The organism is Bacillus thuringiensis, from assembly GCF_022095615.2.
Lineage (GTDB): Bacteria > Bacillota > Bacilli > Bacillales > Bacillaceae_G > Bacillus_A > Bacillus_A cereus_AG.
In genome coordinates, this window is the sequence record NZ_CP155560.1 from 462921 (window position 1) to 479765 (window position 16845).

Genomic DNA, 16845 nt, shown 5'->3' on the forward strand with positions numbered 1-16845 from the left:
AATTTCATATGAACAACAGAGATCATCTCAAATTATAATTAACATGTTAAAAAGAGGATTAAAGGTTAAGATGACTGATGCAATAGTTCTTAAAATCCCTGTGAATAATCTCTTAAACTAAGACATTCTAATAGTATTATGCTAAAAAAATGCATCACTGCTATGAAAAAAGAAATTTTTATGTAAATTAGATTATTAACAGAAAATCCTTAACTTATTAACATCAAGGTGATACTTACATTACACTAAAAGTTTTATTAATTTAGTACGAATAATGATAGCAATTAGAACTTCACATAAAATTAACAACTAATTGATTTCATGTGAATGGAACCTTCATGTTAAGCACATGTAGACACATTTTTAACGTACCAACAATTATGTAGAAACACTCATTATTTTTTTGTCTAAATAAATTAATAAGTATAATAAGATAAAAATTACCTAAAAGAATAAGTTGAATTTTTACAATGAATCAGTAACAAAAGTAGGAGAGGGCACTTCAACAAAGAGTTTACTTTCTAAGTAAATATAGAGAAAACTCCTCTTTATAATTCTTGAATAGTTGTAATCAATCAAAATGTTATTATTCCTATCTAATAAATGTTAGGACGTCAAAACATTATTTTTATAACAAAATTTCATCATAACTATTGTTAGATGTCTAGTAGTATATCGGCCTAACAACATGAAAGATTTAATAGATCCATATACAGCCATAATTTTTAATAGATTTATAATAGTAGTTACCATCCCAACTCTGGTGTACAAAATAGGGTATCTCTGAAAAGCAAAACCTCTTATTCATGTTTTCTTATTTTACAACAACCATATCAATGTAATAGTATATTAAAAATGATAATTATTTAATTTAAGTCTAATTCAATATAAGAGGTGTATACTTTGAACGGAGAAGTGTATAAATATAAACGACCAGGTACCAAAAAACATTTTCACTTAAAAGAAGCCGATGTTTTTATGTTAACAGTTTTATATTACAAAAGAGCTCTTACAACACGACAAATCACAATGTTATATAGTGCATTTGAGGAAAGAGAATGTTCTGAAGCTAGCATATTTACAAAACTTGACCGATACTCACAATACGGGGCTATGCTAACTAAAAAAATAGATAAAAGGGATGACAGCATTACGAAACGTGCCTTATTTTCCTTAAAAGAAAAAACAATTGAATTTTTAATGGGGATAGGGAGAATTCCCAAAAAAAGGTCCAAAAGAAGGTACTCACGAGCAACTTCTTTTCACACAGTATGTTCACGCGAAGTCATTATGCGTACTCTTCTAGCGACTACAAAGAAAAATCAAACCAATGAATTATTATATAAAATGGATATTCGTTCTTTTTACCAGAAACAAAATATGAAAATTGAGGATGACCAGTTGCCTTTGATTCCTGATGAACATATTTCATATCAAGGTAAAAATATCTATATCGAGATGGATATGTGTAAAGAAACAAATACTACCTTAGTTGAAAAAGTGGGTAAGTACATAGACTTCGCACAAAAAACGAATGAAAATATAACCGTTGTTTTTGTTATGTACGACAAAACTATGTTCCTTGCAGAAGATGCTGAACCACCATACGTGCGGATGAAAAATCTATTATTTTCTATGCGGAAATATCATGAAATTTTAATGAATCAAACCAATCTACATGTACACGTCTGCTCACTTAAAAATGCTGGAGATATAATTTCAGATATCATCCTTGAAAAAGATGATAATCAAAACTTCGAACAAGATATTCTTTTATCTTTATCTCAACGTACAGTAGGGGATGCCGATTGGCGTTACGCATTTGTTGAAAAGGTACAAGCGTTTAAAGAACCAATAGATGGGGGACTTCGACGAACGTATAGGAGAGATAAAGATGTGGTCCAAGATTTCTTCTTTATTTTCGGAAATGAAAATGATTACAGGATGATTGCTAGACTAGACGATGTCGTATTTTCAAGAAAAGAAGGGGATGAAGGCGTTCCACTTGTTGTTATTTATCCGAAACGTGAGAAACCTAGAGATATTCTTTTAATGAACACTTATAACAACGTACTACTACTATCCTTACAAAATGAGAGTATCACTATAGACACGAATGAACAGATCATGGCACGTACTGCAAATAACATTCATCCAAAGAGACGTAAACTTGTAGAATTATATTAATCCATTATTTTTTATATACTTCTATACAATTTTATTGATTTCTATTTTTTAAGGTGTTAGAATAGCGATTGAACATATAATAAAAATTACAATCAAATCAGAACATATGAAATTAAGGCAAGCGACACACGCTGTTTTTACAGTGGGTGTCGCTTGTCTTTTTTTATATGGAGAAAGGTGGAAAATAATAATGAATTTACAATTTGCATCAACAACGAATGGAGGAGTGCTCTCTGCAAGAGAAGCATTTAAGAATCCAGAACTTGTCCTAAAACATATGACAGAAGAGGGGGCAACGTTTAGTGTTTCTCTACAAGATATCCAAATCCCAGGAAAACCGAATTACTTTTGGTATGATGTAATAATTGAAACGGCAACGAATAAAAAAATAGAAGTAAATATTGCGGTACTTTCACAAGAAGAGTACGAGCAACTATGCGAAAGAAATAGCATTGATTTATATCTAAAACAAACCGAAGATGCAGCGAAATTCTTTTTAGAAAAATCAAAAGAACAATTTAAACAAGAATTCAATAATCGATTTACACTCCATCATAAAGCTCAATTATATCTGTAAGAGGTAGGTGAACCTATATGGAGACATTTAAACAACGATTACCTCTATTTACTACAATTGGTTTAATTAGCGGGTTTATTCTTTCATTTGGGTTCGGTTTAGTAAACTACATAAAACTACTTTACTATGCATTTGAACCACCGTCTTATCCTATAGAAATTACATATATACCGCTCTTTTTAATGTTCTTTTCTTTACTATTAGGAGAGTTCAGCTTTAGGTTTTACAGCCGTATTCCTGCTTTGCATATAAAAAATGGGAAAATAATAATTTTGATTGCTTCTCATATTGCGGTTGATATTCAATTTTTATGGTTTGCAACTGCTCCGATCCATGCAAAGGTTATTCCATATCTTACGGATAAATCAAAGCATTTAAATTTTGGTGAGTATGAGGCCTTAGGTCATGTTTTAACAGGAAATTTTCACACACTTACTATGATTTTTGTGTTTTTACCTTCAGTATTTATGATTTTATTTACACTTTGGTATAGTGGCCATATTGTCCGTTACCGAGAAGAAATATTAAAGTGGGTACAAAAATACGAGTATAAAAATCACAAGTTACAAAAATGGTTTAATAGCCAAGAAGAACAAATATATCCTGATGTAGAAATTGGACCGCATATTGAGCATAAAGAAATGGTGCGAATTAAGGGGAAAGATAGGACGTTAAATGGTATCATTATTGGTCCAATTGGTTCTGGTAAAACATCAAGTTTAATTATTCCTATGATAAATCAAGATTTGCACTGGATGGTGCGTTTCATAAATAAGTTTGAAACTGCGTATAAAAAGAATGATTATGATACAGAAGACGTAAAAGGAACATTTTTAAATGGTGTCACTGTTATTGAACCCAGTAATGATTTGTGTCAAAAAGTATTTAAATTGGTACAAGCACATAAGGTTCCATCAAGCTCCGTTTATTACATTGATCCAACTAATCCTCATACCAAAAATATAAACATTCTGCGGGGACCAGTTGATAAAGTAGCAGAGGTTTTCGCAATGGTTATTCAAGGCTTGTCTGAATCTAACAACGCATTCTTTGAACAAGCTCAACGTAACCACCTTAAACAACATATCTATTTATTAAAGCTTCATAACCCGCAAAAAGATGTCACCTTCGACGATTTGATTGAGATGTATGACGATGTAGAACGTGTTCACCGTATGCATAAATTATTAAAGGTACAGGTCGAGAAGCTATATGATTTTGTTCAAGGTGGAGAAGCTTCACGTGATCAAAAAAATGAATATAAAATTATAAAAGGTATTGATGAATGGTTTGATAATACCATTCGTGAAAAAATGGATTTTCAAGGGGAACCAGCGGTTTATAAATCAGGAAAATACCGCGGACAACCGATGCATTATGACAGGGAAGAAGAATATGTAAAAGGTTTACGCAACATCTTAAAAGATTTAGCATCTAACGTTTTAATAAGACGTGTTTTATTCGGAAAATCTAATTTTGATTTTGATGTCCATTTAGAGCAAGGTGGCATTCTACTTGTTAATACTGCGAAAGGGGAATTAGCAGACCTTTCAAATGTATTAGGAAAATTTGTATTGCTGAGTATGCAGAATGCGGTATTCCGGAGAGAACCAAACGTTTCACCTTACCATCACATAATTGTCGATGAGTTCCCGGATTATGTTGTGCGGCCGTTTAAAGAATTCCCTGCACAATCTCGTAAATATAAAGTAATTCTAACAATTGCTAGCCAAACACTTTCCCAATTAGCTCTCGACTTCACAGAGCAATACATGTTTACTTTACTAGGTTCGTTCCGTAACAAAATGATATTTGGAGATGTAACACCATATGATGCAAAAATTTTCTCTGATATGTTTGGTGAAAAAGAGGAATTTAAAGAGGCAGAATCCGAACAGGGTATTTCTCCTATGCAAGAGAATCCTGTTAGTCGATTAGGATCAACCTACCAAAAAACAAAAGAAGTTGTTATGTCACCAGGAGATATCATGGCACAAGGTGCATTCATTTGTGCTGCTCGTATTGTACAAGACAATCATGTCCAACCCGTACAACAAATTACGAGTAACTTTGTACCAAAAGAAGAATTTGCTCAAGCTATTACACAGGTAGATGAAGAGATAGGACGATATTGGGAAAATGAACGTCTTCGTCTTATTAATGAATCTATTGCAAAAGCAAATCCTATAAAGCAGGTAGATGCGGAGAACATGAAGACAATACAACCGTTACCGCCTATCCGAGAAGTTGAGATTGAACAGAACAACTCCATGGAAACAAACGGGGAGCATCAACACATTGTATCAATAGAGGATTATAAGGAACACAAGTCTCAAAATGAAACCTTATCTAATGATCCCGCAGCTATGAACCAGCATGGAAATGCTGATGATGAAGCTGAAAATAAGTTGTATGAAGATATTAAAGAATTTATTATTGAATCACAACAAGTCTCGCCATCTCTTCTTCAAAGAAAATTCAAGATTGGCTATATGAAGGCTATGCAATGTGTTGAGAAATTAGAACAAAATCAAGTTGTAAGTTCTTACACTGGGGATGGACCTCGTAAAGTATTAATTTCAAATAATAGTAGAATGTCAGAAGAAACAATTGTTAATACTACTCATTCATCTAATAATACAATTTCACAGGAAGTAGCGATTAGAAGCGAACACCAAGGAACCGTACAAGAGGAGGCTAGCTTCTTTAAGGATATTCTATACGACAATGTTTTAAGTTTTGTGAAAGAATCGGGGAGTGCCTCTATATCTGTACTACAAGACACATTTAAAATTAGTTATACACGTGCATCGAGATTAATAGAAGCTCTAAAACGAAATGGTGAACTGCCTGTTATAGCAGAAGAAACACATATAGAGAGTATAAGCACTGAAATAAACGGACCAGTCATGAAAGAAGATATTGGGGAAATCATAGATATAGAATTACCTCCTATGTACGAATGCCATGAAATAAACATTGAGGTAGCAGAACTGAATAAAGAATTATCCATTAGTATGTTAGAGCAAGATTGTGATAAAGATTCCATTATTTATTCCGAGATTCCTGATAAGACTGAACCACTACTAGAAGAATTCCCATCTGCTGAACTTACCGCTACAATGATAGGAACTGCAGAAACAAGTATAGAATCTGCTTCAATTCCAGTTACAATATCAGTGCCAGATGAAACACATGTAGAAATCAACACGGTTCCAATTGAAGAAACGCTTAATCATACCCACGTAAATAAGCTAGATGAAGATGTAGCAAAAGTTTATGAATCTATTAGTATCACTGTTCATAAAAACCTAGAAAAAAATAGGGAAGTTAATTCAAGAAATAATGAGAAGCAACCAGAATATAAACGTATGAGTTACAAAGAACGCGAAGAGCACTTAAAAGCTCAGCAAGAAAATATGAATAATACTACACAGTCGCTGCTTAATAAAATTGAGAAACCAAAGCAAAAAACGTCGAACGTAATGAGTAAAGAATTGAACAATTTCTTTGATTAATAGTTGGTAACCCTCAAATTAAATCTAGTAAGGGTATCGCCAGCATTTCAGAAAAAAAACCACGCTAAGCAAAAAATACAATAAGCTGTCCATATGGACAGCTTATTTACATAATTATCGAAAGCGGAAGTAAATGTATCTAGAATTCTTTGAAGTACTTTTCAATTATGATTTTAGCTCTACCCTCAAGCAAAATAGGGAGGTTTTTCAAAGGAAAATATTTTAAATCAATACTTTCTCCATCTTCCATATTTAAATTACCTGTAATTCCTTTTGCTTTATACAGACCAATAATGTTGTATACTTCATCTCCATGTGGATATTTGTAATAAAAATCTTCGCCAGAGAGAATATCTATTAGTTCAAAACTTTCAGCTAGCAAACCTGTTTCTTCATAGAGTTCTCGTTTAGCTACTTCTTCAAAAGATTCTCCTAATTCCATTGCCCCTCCCGGTAAACCCCAATCGTTTGTATCGGAACGGTGTTGAAGCAATAACTCTTGTTTTTCATTAAAGACAATTATTGTAGAACCAGCTACAATAATTGGCCTTGTACCTATAAATCCCCTTAATTCTTTTACATAATCAGCCATGTTTCTTCTCTCCCTCCCATAACAAAATATTATCATGTCTTTGGAAAGGGTTTTATGGATTTTCGTTGATTTATTTATGTATATTTCATACATGCTGGGTTAACATAACGTCTCATTATCGGTAGCAAAGAAAAAGAGAAACACTACTCTCACAAGGGAACCTTCTTTTTTTGTTCTATGGATCTATACATTTTTTTATACATTCCTATTCTAGCCCGGTTTTAGGATGCTAGTTTGTTACTGGATTTGCCGAAAAACTGTATAAAATTTTGCATGCTCTTAGCGTGGGAGTTTTCCGAGATGCTGGCGGTACCCCTAGTAAGACTGCATTCTAGATTTTGATTCAACCTATAGCAAACTTATGATTTTAAAATTATTCTTGCATTTGAGCAGAAACACCATTATATTTGTATTAACAACTATATAAATAAAACATAATTTACGTGAAGGACACACCTTACGTACCATCCCAATGGTACAGGTGTGTCCTTTTTTACGTTCTAGGAGGAAAATATAATGGCAGAAGATAAGACAAACACTCCAACTGTAGAAGAACTAGGAATGGCTTTTGAATCAGTGAACCCACAAGGTGACACAGTGTTAGAAACAAACTTTAATCAATTTGAGCGAGTACGTGATCATGAACTAGAGGAATTAGCCCGTATGAAACGTGAGCGTACTGTAGGAAAAGGTTTGATTACAGTCGTATCCGAAAAGCTATTCCCGGCTAAAAACGGAAAGTCTGAGCGTATACAAGTGCTTACAATGCAAATTGGTACTCATACAACAGCATATTGCCCAATTACAGAGGCAGGTATAAACATTCCTAAAAATCCTCAATGGCTTGTGGGTAGAACAAAGCCTGTTATTATTGAACACTTTCAAAAAACTGAGGAAGGAAACTTTGCTGTTGTATCTATCACAGCAGGGGAGGTAGCACTTCAAAAAAGATTATATGAAGAAGTAACAGCGCGAGAAGGAAATAAAGTATACACAGGAACCGTTTCAGGGCATATCCCATCTGCACAAACGGTCTTAGTTGAAATTCATGGCGTAACAGTAGGAGTGCGATACTCGCAATGGTCCCATTCATTCGTTCGTCCGGAAGATATTATTATTGGTGATGTTATAGAACTTGTTATTGCTAAAGTGGTAGAAAAAAATGGTCGCTATGAGTTTAGTGGAAATAAAAAAATATTAGAAACAGATCCGATGGACAAGCTATTAGAACTAAACAAACGCCGTGACCGCTTTGTAGGTAAGATTGTAGGTGTAGATGCAATTGCTGGTATTTTTGTAGAAGTTGCACCTGGTATTCAATTTAAAGGGTTAAAGAGCCGTAATCTTGCTAATCCAACTCCAGAGGATGCAATTAATCAAACAATTGTTACGTGTGAGCTGCTAAATATTAATCCGAAAAAACGTAGAGGAACTGTTCGTATTTTGAATTATCCGCAGGGCCAAAGTAAAAAATCTAATTCGTCAATTTACCAATTTTAATGAATGACTATGCGTACAGTAGAAAAACCATTGTCTACCTATATCCCTTCTATTCCTCATTTATCAAGTGAGGATGCACAAGGATATCAAATATATCGGGTACATGATTTGGATAAAACCTATGTATTCCAATCTTATGACGAATTAGTTAAGTTCAAGCAGCGTTTAACAGAGGAACAGTATACTATACTCAATTTCATCGGTGTTCATACATCGGTTCGGTTTAATCATTTATTATATCTATTCAAAAATAAATTTTCGCGGAAAAAAATTATAAATGCTCTTCAAGGGTTACTTTATTATCGATTGATTGAAAAATGGCAAGTAGAAATTCTTGATATAGAAATCTGCGAAGAAACATATACGTTATCCAATAATGGTTATAAACTCTTAAAATACTGGCAAGGAAATATGTTCTTCTTTGCTCCAGAGAGGCTTGATAATCATGGTAAATACGTTCACATGCGTTATTGGCATGATATAGACTTACTTTGTCACTTACGCTACACTCCATCCTTTTTAGGGCATATTATGCATCCATCCATTAGTAAAGGGGTTTTTACCCCTCCTTTAAGTTTTATAATAAACAGCGGAGAAGATTGTAAAATTAATTTTGTTGTATACTCCACCTTGTTATCTGATAAAAAGGATCGATTAAAACGAATAATTGCTAGATGGAAAACTTTTGTAGAATCAGGAAAAGATGTTATTGTGCAGGGATTTGGGAATAACCCTACAATCTTAATAATTTATGTTTCTACTGAAAAACAAGCAAAGCAAATTAATAATGAACTACTGCTTGATTTAATCCCCGGTAAAGTATTGCTCTGTATAGGAGAAGCATTACATTCAGAAGGGTTACAGCATGCTTTTTATCAGCCTCTCGCAGAAGGGGAGATTAAACAATTAAATACAAAGCTATTCGCAACACAATAGGCCACCCTTACAAGCTATTATTTTTTTTAAGGGTGGCTTGTTTACTGCTTTGTATTCGCTGCTTAAACTCCTTTGGTAAACAGTTATTCTCTTTTTTAAACAACTTATAAAACTGTGACATGTTTGCAATTCCAACTTCACATCCAACATCTGTAATACTAAGGTCGCTTGTTATTAATAAACTTTCTGCTTGTTTGATGCGCTTATAATTCACATAATCAAAAAAAGAAATACCCATAATTCTTTTAAAGTATTTTATGAAATAATGATAGCTTAAATTTATTAAAGCGCATGCTTTGGTTACGGTTATCTTTTCTCCTAAATGATCTTCTACATAATCAAGTACTGGTTTTAAACGAGCCAAATCGTCTTGTTCACTATAATTTAAAATGTTATGTTTGTCGTTTCTTAATAGTATTAAGAGTAATTTCTTAATAGCAACACTAATAGCGATTTCATATCCGTTTATTTTCTTTTTTGATTCTGTAAAAATTTCTATAATAAGAGCATAAGCTTCATGTTTTACTACTTCATTTTGTTCAAAAATATAGTTTAACTCATTTAAGGATTTAGTTCGTTCTGAAAAGCAATGTAAATATTGTATAATGCTTCGGTCAAAGTGTTGTTTTAAATTCACTTGGAACACAACGTAGTGTAAAGAATCTGCAGAAGGTTTATGTGACCGATGCAACTCAGATTTCCCTAAAATAAAAACATCTCCAGGGCCAAGAACAATATACTTATCTTTACTTTGTATGCCTCAATATCCTTCTATAATTGCTAAAAACTCAATCTCTTCATGATAATGCCAAGGCGCCCTCTCGATTTGATCATAATAAGAAGTTTCCATAACAATGTCCCATACCTTTAAAAATAGTAATGGATTTTGATAAATGACCTTTTCTTCAATTGCTTCAGTATGTTTATTACAATTCCCTTCTGTCATAGTCGTTTACACCTCCTTGTTAGCAATATAACACTTTTATCAAAAGTTTTCTTATTTCTTATAAAAAAGGGCAACATTTGATAAAAACATAACGATATATAGCATATTTTTTCAATCAAAAAATTTCTATAATAATTTCAAATCAAGCAAAAGGAGGATATGATCTTGAATATTTTAAAGGTAGGTATTATTGGATGTGGAAGCATCGCGCAGCATCGTCATTTACCAGAATATGAAGTAAACCCATATGTACAGATTGTGGCTGTTTGTGATAGTAATAAAAAACGTGCAAAAAAGATTGCCAATAATTATGGTGTAAATATGTACACTGACTATAACGAGCTTATCAATTGTGAAGAGTTAGATGCAGTGAGTGTATGTACACCAAATCATTTACATGCATCAATTTCTATCGCTGCATTACAAGCAGGTATCCATGTGCTATGTGAAAAGCCAATGGCAACGTCAAAAGCAGACGCGGAAATGATGATTCGAGCTGCTGAAAAAAGCGGTAAAAAGTTAATGATTGGCCATAACCAGCGTTTTGTTGCTTCTCATCAAAAAGCAAAACAATTGATTAAAAGTGGTGCAATCGGCAAAATATATAGCTTTCGTACAGCGTTTGGTCATAGTGGTCCTGAAAATTGGAGTGTAGATGGAAAAGAGAGCTGGTTCTTTAAAAAAGAGGAGGCTTTTCTTGGTGCAATGGGTGATTTAGGTGTACATAAAGCGGATTTAATTCGGTATATTCTTAATGAAGAAATTACAGAGGTTGGTGCCTTTGTTGAGACAAGCGCGAAAACATTTTCGAATGTAGATGATTGTGCTATATGCATATTAAAAAGCGAAAGTGGTATTATCGGAACACTTGCAGCAAGTTGGTCTTACGTTAGCAAAGAAGATAATTCAACAATTATTTATGGAGAAAAGGCAACTCTTCGACTAGAAGATGACCCAACTAACTCACTCATTATCCAATATAAAATTGGGGAAGTTGTAAAATATGAGCTTAATAAAATTCAATCAAACGCCACAGTTGGCCAAAGTAATTCACATGTGATTGAGCAATTTGTAGTGTCTATCCTATCTGATAAGGAACCATTAATTAATGGTGTAGATGGAATGAAATCGTTAGAAGTCATTTTAGCAGCCATACAATCAAGTGAAACAAAAAAGATTGTTACAATTCCATTATGAGAAAAGGGGAAGACATGATAAAACTACGCATTGGAATAATAGGGGCAGGGGGAATTGCACAAAATCGCCATATCCCTGCATTTGTAAAATTACATGAATATTGTACGATTACGGCTATACACGATAGAAGCATAAAACGCGCACAACAAATCGCTAAGACATATAACGTTCCCTATGTATTTAAAACATATGAAGAAGTCTTTAAAGAAGTTGACGCTGTTTGTATTTGTACACCAAATAAGTTTCATTCTGAGATTTCTATCGCAGCATTACAAGCAGGGAAACATGTATTATGTGAAAAACCGATGGCTTTAACGACGACAGAATGTGAACAAATGATAGAATCTGCAAAAAACAGCGGTAAAAAACTTGCTATCGCTTATCATTACCGCTACATGAAGGAGTCACAAGTTGCAAAAAAAATAATGATAGATGAGATTGGAACGCCTCTTGTTGTTCGTGTAAAAGCACTCCGTCGCCGGAAAGTGCCAGGATGGGGCGTTTTCACAAATAAAGAATTACAAGGTGGAGGAAGTTTAATAGATTACGGCTGTCATCTTCTTGATTTAGCACTATGGTTAATTGGAAATCCAAAACAAACAGAAGTCATTGGTAGTGTCTATAATGCAGTTAGTAAGCTACCAAATCAAATAAACATGTGGGGGAAATATGATTATAAAACATTTGAAGTTGATGATCATGTTACCGCATACATAAAGTTTGAAAATGGAGCATCATTAATATTTGAAACTTCTTGGGCAGCAAATATTAAAAATGATGAAGAACAAGTAAGTATCTCCGGAGTAAACGGTGGAATGAATGTTTTTCCAATCGAATTATATACAACAAAACATAATATGCTATTAAATAGTGAACCCATTTGGATAGGATCTAACAGTGATCCTGGAATTTTGCAAGCAGAAAACTTTATAAAAGCTTGCTTATACAACGAGGAATTAATTGTAAAACCTGAGGAATCGCTGCAAGTATCACAAATTATTGATGCAATTTACGAGAGTAGTAACACACATGTAGAAAGGACGGGAAGATAAATGAAATTAGGAGTATTTACAACACTTTTTTCTCATATGGAGTTTGAAGAAATGCTAAATTATGTACAAACGGCCGGTTTGAATGCTGTAGAAATTGGTACAGGATGTTATCCTGGAGGATCGCACTGTAACTTAGATTTATTATTAGAAAGCGAACAAGCCAGAAGCACATATATAGAACATGTACAAAAAAGAGATTTAATCATTAGCGCTTTTAGTTGTCACGGAAATCCTTTATCCCCGGATACTGCTTTTGCAAAAGAATCCCATGAAACATTGTTAAAAACCATTCAACTAGCTTCACTACTAGACGTACCTGTTGTGAATTGTTTTTCAGGCGTAGCAGGAGACCATGAAAACGCAAAATACCCGAATTGGCCTGTTGCACCATGGCCAAATGAATACAACGATATTTTAAAATGGCAATGGGAAGAAAAGCTCATTCCTTATTGGAAACAAGTTGGTGAATTTGCAAAAGAACATGGTGTGAAAATTGGTTTAGAACTTCATGGTGGTTTCTTAATACATACGCCATATACATTACTAAAACTACGTGAAGAGACATGTAATGCGATAGGTGCCAACTTAGATCCTAGTCATTTATGGTGGCAAGGAATTGACCCTGTCGCTGCTATTAAGTTATTGATGAAAGAAGATGCGATTTATCACTTTCATGCAAAAGACACTTACATTGACCAAGAGAATGTAAATATGTATGGATTAACAGATATGCAGCCCTATGGTAAGGTGAAAACAAGATCTTGGACGTTCCGTTCTGTTGGTTGTGGCCACAGCTTAGAAGAATGGTCGCAAATGATGAGTGCACTTCGTACATATGGATATGATTATGTTGTAAGTATTGAACACGAAGACCCACTCATGTCTATTCAAGAAGGTTTTAAACGTGCAACAAAAAATCTTCAATCTATTTTAATTGAAGAAAATTCTTCACAGATGTGGTGGGTTTAACTTTGTTTTTTAAAGAATGAAATATTTAAAAATACCTTAAGAAAACCAATTATTCTGTATCTACCTCTATACAAAGTGCGGATTTTAAGAAATAATATTCTTTGAAACCTTCTTCCGGAATAGCAATATATATAAATATCGTCTTTTTATTGAAGGAATACATAAGAAGGGAGCACTACTTTGCTACGTATACAAAGAGGGTTCATGTACGATCCAGATGATAATGAGGTCATTGTGAACGAAATTTTCTACAACGCTGCATCTGACCAAAAGCTAGGAAGTAAAATGAGTGTGTTTGCTGCAGACAAACTACCTACTTCCATTTTTAAAAAAGTTCAAGAAAATGAAAGTATGTCTTATATGGAAAGTATGGAAGTAGAAGAACAAACCATTCCAGAAATACTTTGTTATTTAGACCAAAATCAAAAGCCAGAAAAACTTTATTTTGAAATGCAGTACATGGACTAATACCAAGAACTGAAAATAAGAGGGGATTTTCAGCAGAGGAAACAAGGGAGCTATTATTAATACATATAACAAATGCATAGAAGGTCCCTTCTTGTCTTCATTCTATTAAAAACAATTGAATATCATATAAAAATAGATTAATATAAACTTATATTTATTGTTTAATTGATTCCGTTTATTCCCACACCCTATATGTTGTGGTTGAGTTGTAGAAGCAAGTTACGTCTTGTTTCATTTTTGAAAGGGCTTCTTTGAGCCGATTAGTGTATTTATAGCTTATTTTGCTATGCACATTTTTAATCGACTTAAAGAAGCCCTTTTTGTGTTGTCTTTAAGTTTCGAATCACTTGTACATAGACCTTCGGGGCTAATAATATGCGAAATAAAAAAGTTCATCTATTTTGCTTTTTTGTTTCATTTAGAGGAGAGAGTATATGGAATTTTACAAAGTATGGCATAAGAAAAAGAATATGAGAGTTATTAGTACTCATAATAACCTAAAAACAATGGGTCTTTTTTTAACAGCAATATATCAGGTCTGCGAGTGTGTAAGGTACCTAAATGTTTAAAAGTTAAGCACACAGGTAATACAAATAAAAAATAATGTGAATAACACCACTAGGTTTACAGCGTTTCTTATTATTGTTAAGGATTTTTGAATTTGACATAAAAAAAGAGATTAATTTCTAATTCATAGTAAACTAGATAAAGAGTGGAATATAAAAATTAAAAACTAGAGAATGTATATAGAAATAGGGTATTTATTGCAATGCTAAAAACACTAAAGATTAGGATTTGTAAACCAGAGAGGAGTCATATAATATGATTACAGTTAACCGAGGGTATATGTACGATCCAGATGATAATGAAGTTATAATTACTGAGATTTATTACGAGGCTGCTACAGAAACTAAATTAGGGAGTAAGATGGATAGATTATCTTATTCAGTTATTCCTAATAGCATTAAAGAAAAAATAGAAGCAGTTACTTCATTGTCCTATATGGAGAGTATTGAGATGTCACAACAATTAGCTGCTGTATATCAGGATGAAATTAATAAGTATGGAAAACCGGAGAAATTGTACTTCGAGTACACAAATATGTAAGAAGAGAGAAGGCATTGAACGACATGGTTCAATGTCTTTTTTTGAATAAATTCATAGAGATAAGAAAAATAGAAACAGGGTAACTAACTTTTACTGTATTCATCCAAAATTCATATTTGTAGGTGAGTATTTAGTAACAAGAGTTAGAGAAGAGTATAAGCTAAGTGGGATTAGGTTTCTAAATTAAATATAAAAGGGGGCGTAAAGGAGGCATATTTTGATGTCTCCTTCTTTTGTTATGATGACATTTAAAACTATCCAATTCGCAATGTTTATAAATACTAGGCATTACATGTTTCTGCTTACAAAGGCTGAGCCAATATTTGAGGAATCACATCATGACTATAAGCTATTTCAATTTATGTGCAATTTAGAGATAAATCAAATATATGAAGCACTTGAAGGCCAGAGGAATGCACGTTTTACTTCAAATCGTATCATTTTTTGCACAGCAACCTCGGATAATACCTTTGGTACATCATTTTCATAGACCCATCGATATGTTCCCCAATTAAAATCAAATGCTATGAACAAAGGATTATCTGTCTATTGTCGAGATCTTATCGGTTCTGGAATCGTTTTATAATATTTATATAATTGCATTGTATTCTCTTCCGTTAAAGAGACAGATCTAGCCATACCATTTTCTCCTGGAACAATTAAAGTGTTTCTAGCAAACTGTATATGGCTCATATTAAGCGATACAAGCTCTTGTAAGGACAACCCATAGTTTACTACTAAATTTATTATACAAGCGTTTCTATCCATACTAAGAGGGGGATATTATAACAGAAAGTAGGGAGAAGACCTGCTACCGCTTTTTGCTTTTTTGATATGTTGATTATTATTTACAAAGCCAAATGAATACGACTATTATAATACTCCAAAAAGGCATTACAAAGACTAATCCCCAGATAATCCCCTTGAAAAATTTAATCTCGTTATACGTATTCGTTTCTATATACGTTGTATCTTTTAGTACAGCCATGTTTGATCCTCCCAATATTAATTGTTTACTAAAATGAAAAAAGGACAAACCTCGCCCTGGTAGGGATACGTAGGTTTGTCCTTTAGTATGTGGGTAATGATACATTAAATTACTATTATTATAACTGAATTAACAAATATTTTCAATTAGGTCTGACATCTTATTAACAAGCATACTAGTAATAATAAAATCTATTATAAATATATATCTTATATATTAAAAAGAAATAAAGATAAAACTTTTATAGGCTATCAAAAATAGGGAAAAGACTTACTCCCACAAGGGAAAATTTGATGTTAGAACGTAAAATATCATAAATAGTAGAAAATGTATTCGTAGATTCAGTGTTTATTAGACTTTCAATTCTACAAAAAAGCAGAAAGAAAATTATATGTTTCTACATGAAATCGGAAAGAAATAGATACAAATCACATTATATTTATTCAGCCATGGATATAGGGTTTAATTTCTTTATTTTGGTAAATAGAGCAGCATCTAGCGTCCAATTATCCACATTTTGTTCAGATAATGTAGCTATTTGTTAACATAACTCAGCATTTACACATAACTCACATTATTATTGGTGATTTTTATTAGATGAAATTAATCACCTTAGTATTATCAAGGATATTGGGAAAATATTATTCACATTTGATCATAATTGTCCTCATATCCACTGTTTTTATAAATATTCTTCTGATTTTTTGTAGATATAAAATGGTGTTTTTTAGAGCACAGGAAGGATTTTCAATTTGTAGTGTGGAGATTCTTCTATACATAGAAGAGGTTTTGTATAGAAATGTATAAA

At 32.9% G+C, this 16845-nt stretch carries 12 protein-coding genes and 3 pseudogenes; 11 read left to right on the forward strand and 4 right to left on the reverse strand.

The genetic code is table 11. The features are described from left to right. Positions 1-903: 903 nt before the first annotated feature. The 3 genes from KZZ19_RS29040 to KZZ19_RS29050 all read left to right on the forward strand — a co-directional run bounded on the left by KZZ19_RS29040 (position 904) and on the right by KZZ19_RS29050 (position 6282). Positions 904-2187 (forward strand): replication-relaxation family protein, encoded by a 1284-nt coding sequence (locus tag KZZ19_RS29040; protein ID WP_237982660.1) that lies wholly within the window; start codon positions 904-906, stop codon positions 2185-2187. A 190-nt stretch (positions 2188-2377) separates the two neighbouring features. After that, complete coding sequence (locus KZZ19_RS29045; protein ID WP_016135720.1) at positions 2378-2764, forward strand: hypothetical protein; 387 nt, start codon at positions 2378-2380, stop codon at positions 2762-2764. A gap of 17 nt (positions 2765-2781) precedes the next feature. Next, positions 2782-6282, forward strand: a complete 3501-nt coding sequence (locus tag KZZ19_RS29050; protein ID WP_226546226.1) for a DNA translocase FtsK — start codon at positions 2782-2784, stop codon at positions 6280-6282. 139 nt (positions 6283-6421) lie between these two features. Here the strand turns inward: KZZ19_RS29050 and KZZ19_RS29055 are convergent, their stop codons facing one another. Continuing rightward, positions 6422-6874, reverse strand: a complete 453-nt coding sequence (locus KZZ19_RS29055; protein ID WP_226546224.1) for an NUDIX hydrolase — start codon at positions 6872-6874, stop codon at positions 6422-6424. A gap of 516 nt (positions 6875-7390) precedes the next feature. Between KZZ19_RS29055 and KZZ19_RS29060 the strand changes: the two genes are divergently transcribed. Both KZZ19_RS29060 and KZZ19_RS29065 read left to right on the forward strand, forming a co-directional pair. Beyond that, complete coding sequence (locus KZZ19_RS29060) at positions 7391-8374, forward strand: RNA-binding protein (RefSeq protein WP_237982659.1); 984 nt, start codon at positions 7391-7393, stop codon at positions 8372-8374. A gap of 9 nt (positions 8375-8383) precedes the next feature. Then, positions 8384-9310 (forward strand): hypothetical protein, encoded by a 927-nt coding sequence (locus tag KZZ19_RS29065; RefSeq protein ID WP_237982658.1) that lies wholly within the window; start codon positions 8384-8386, stop codon positions 9308-9310. A 7-nt stretch (positions 9311-9317) separates the two neighbouring features. Here KZZ19_RS29065 and KZZ19_RS29070 read toward each other — a convergent pair. Next, a pseudogene (locus tag KZZ19_RS29070) lies at positions 9318-10256 on the reverse strand (helix-turn-helix domain-containing protein). Between the two features lie 165 nt (positions 10257-10421). Between KZZ19_RS29070 and KZZ19_RS29075 the strand changes: the two are divergent. From KZZ19_RS29075 to KZZ19_RS29100, 6 genes and pseudogenes are all read left to right on the forward strand, one after another. Beyond that, positions 10422-11453: a Gfo/Idh/MocA family protein gene (locus KZZ19_RS29075; RefSeq protein WP_237982657.1), complete on the forward strand. Its 1032-nt coding sequence runs from the start codon at positions 10422-10424 to the stop codon at positions 11451-11453. 14 nt (positions 11454-11467) lie between these two features. Beyond that, positions 11468-12505, forward strand: coding sequence for a Gfo/Idh/MocA family protein (locus KZZ19_RS29080; RefSeq protein ID WP_432442732.1), 1038 nt, complete (start codon positions 11468-11470; stop codon positions 12503-12505). Further along, positions 12506-13474, forward strand: coding sequence for a sugar phosphate isomerase/epimerase family protein (locus KZZ19_RS29085; protein ID WP_226546217.1), 969 nt, complete (start codon positions 12506-12508; stop codon positions 13472-13474). 204 nt (positions 13475-13678) lie between these two features. Continuing rightward, positions 13679-13942: a hypothetical protein gene (locus KZZ19_RS29090; RefSeq protein ID WP_226546363.1), complete on the forward strand. Its 264-nt coding sequence runs from the start codon at positions 13679-13681 to the stop codon at positions 13940-13942. A gap of 822 nt (positions 13943-14764) precedes the next feature. After that, positions 14765-15049 carry a hypothetical protein gene (locus KZZ19_RS29095; RefSeq protein WP_098343310.1) on the forward strand — a complete coding sequence of 95 codons (285 nt, stop codon included), beginning with the start codon at positions 14765-14767 and terminating at the stop codon, positions 15047-15049. A 220-nt stretch (positions 15050-15269) separates the two neighbouring features. Then, positions 15270-15464: pseudogene (locus KZZ19_RS29100) on the forward strand (hypothetical protein); the annotation flags it as partial. Here KZZ19_RS29100 and KZZ19_RS29105 read toward each other — a convergent pair. Together KZZ19_RS29105 and KZZ19_RS29110 are read right to left on the reverse strand one after the other, a co-directional pair. After that, positions 15458-15832, reverse strand: a pseudogene (locus tag KZZ19_RS29105) (integrase); the annotation flags it as partial. The pseudogenes KZZ19_RS29100 and KZZ19_RS29105 overlap by 7 nt on opposite strands. 61 nt (positions 15833-15893) lie before the next feature. Then, positions 15894-16037 (reverse strand): hypothetical protein, encoded by a 144-nt coding sequence (locus KZZ19_RS29110; protein WP_237982655.1) that lies wholly within the window; start codon positions 16035-16037, stop codon positions 15894-15896. Positions 16038-16845: the final 808 nt, after the last annotated feature.

What these genes read in the sequence shown, in the direction of transcription:
- KZZ19_RS29045 (WP_016135720.1), top strand. Translation starts at nt 2,378, where the DNA reads ATGAATTTACAATTTGCATCAACAACGAATGGAGGAGTGCTCTCTGCA.
- KZZ19_RS29050 (WP_226546226.1), top strand. Translation starts at nt 2,782, where the DNA reads ATGGAGACATTTAAACAACGATTACCTCTATTTACTACAATTGGTTTA.
- KZZ19_RS29055 (WP_226546224.1), bottom strand. Translation starts at nt 6,874, where the DNA reads ATGGCTGATTATGTAAAAGAATTAAGGGGATTTATAGGTACAAGGCCA.
- KZZ19_RS29060 (WP_237982659.1), top strand. Translation starts at nt 7,391, where the DNA reads ATGGCAGAAGATAAGACAAACACTCCAACTGTAGAAGAACTAGGAATG.
- KZZ19_RS29065 (WP_237982658.1), top strand. Translation starts at nt 8,384, where the DNA reads ATGCGTACAGTAGAAAAACCATTGTCTACCTATATCCCTTCTATTCCT.
- KZZ19_RS29080 (WP_432442732.1), top strand. Translation starts at nt 11,468, where the DNA reads ATGATAAAACTACGCATTGGAATAATAGGGGCAGGGGGAATTGCACAA.
- KZZ19_RS29085 (WP_226546217.1), top strand. Translation starts at nt 12,506, where the DNA reads ATGAAATTAGGAGTATTTACAACACTTTTTTCTCATATGGAGTTTGAA.
- KZZ19_RS29090 (WP_226546363.1), top strand. Translation starts at nt 13,679, where the DNA reads ATGTACGATCCAGATGATAATGAGGTCATTGTGAACGAAATTTTCTAC.
- KZZ19_RS29095 (WP_098343310.1), top strand. Translation starts at nt 14,765, where the DNA reads ATGATTACAGTTAACCGAGGGTATATGTACGATCCAGATGATAATGAA.
- KZZ19_RS29110 (WP_237982655.1), bottom strand. Translation starts at nt 16,037, where the DNA reads ATGGCTGTACTAAAAGATACAACGTATATAGAAACGAATACGTATAAC.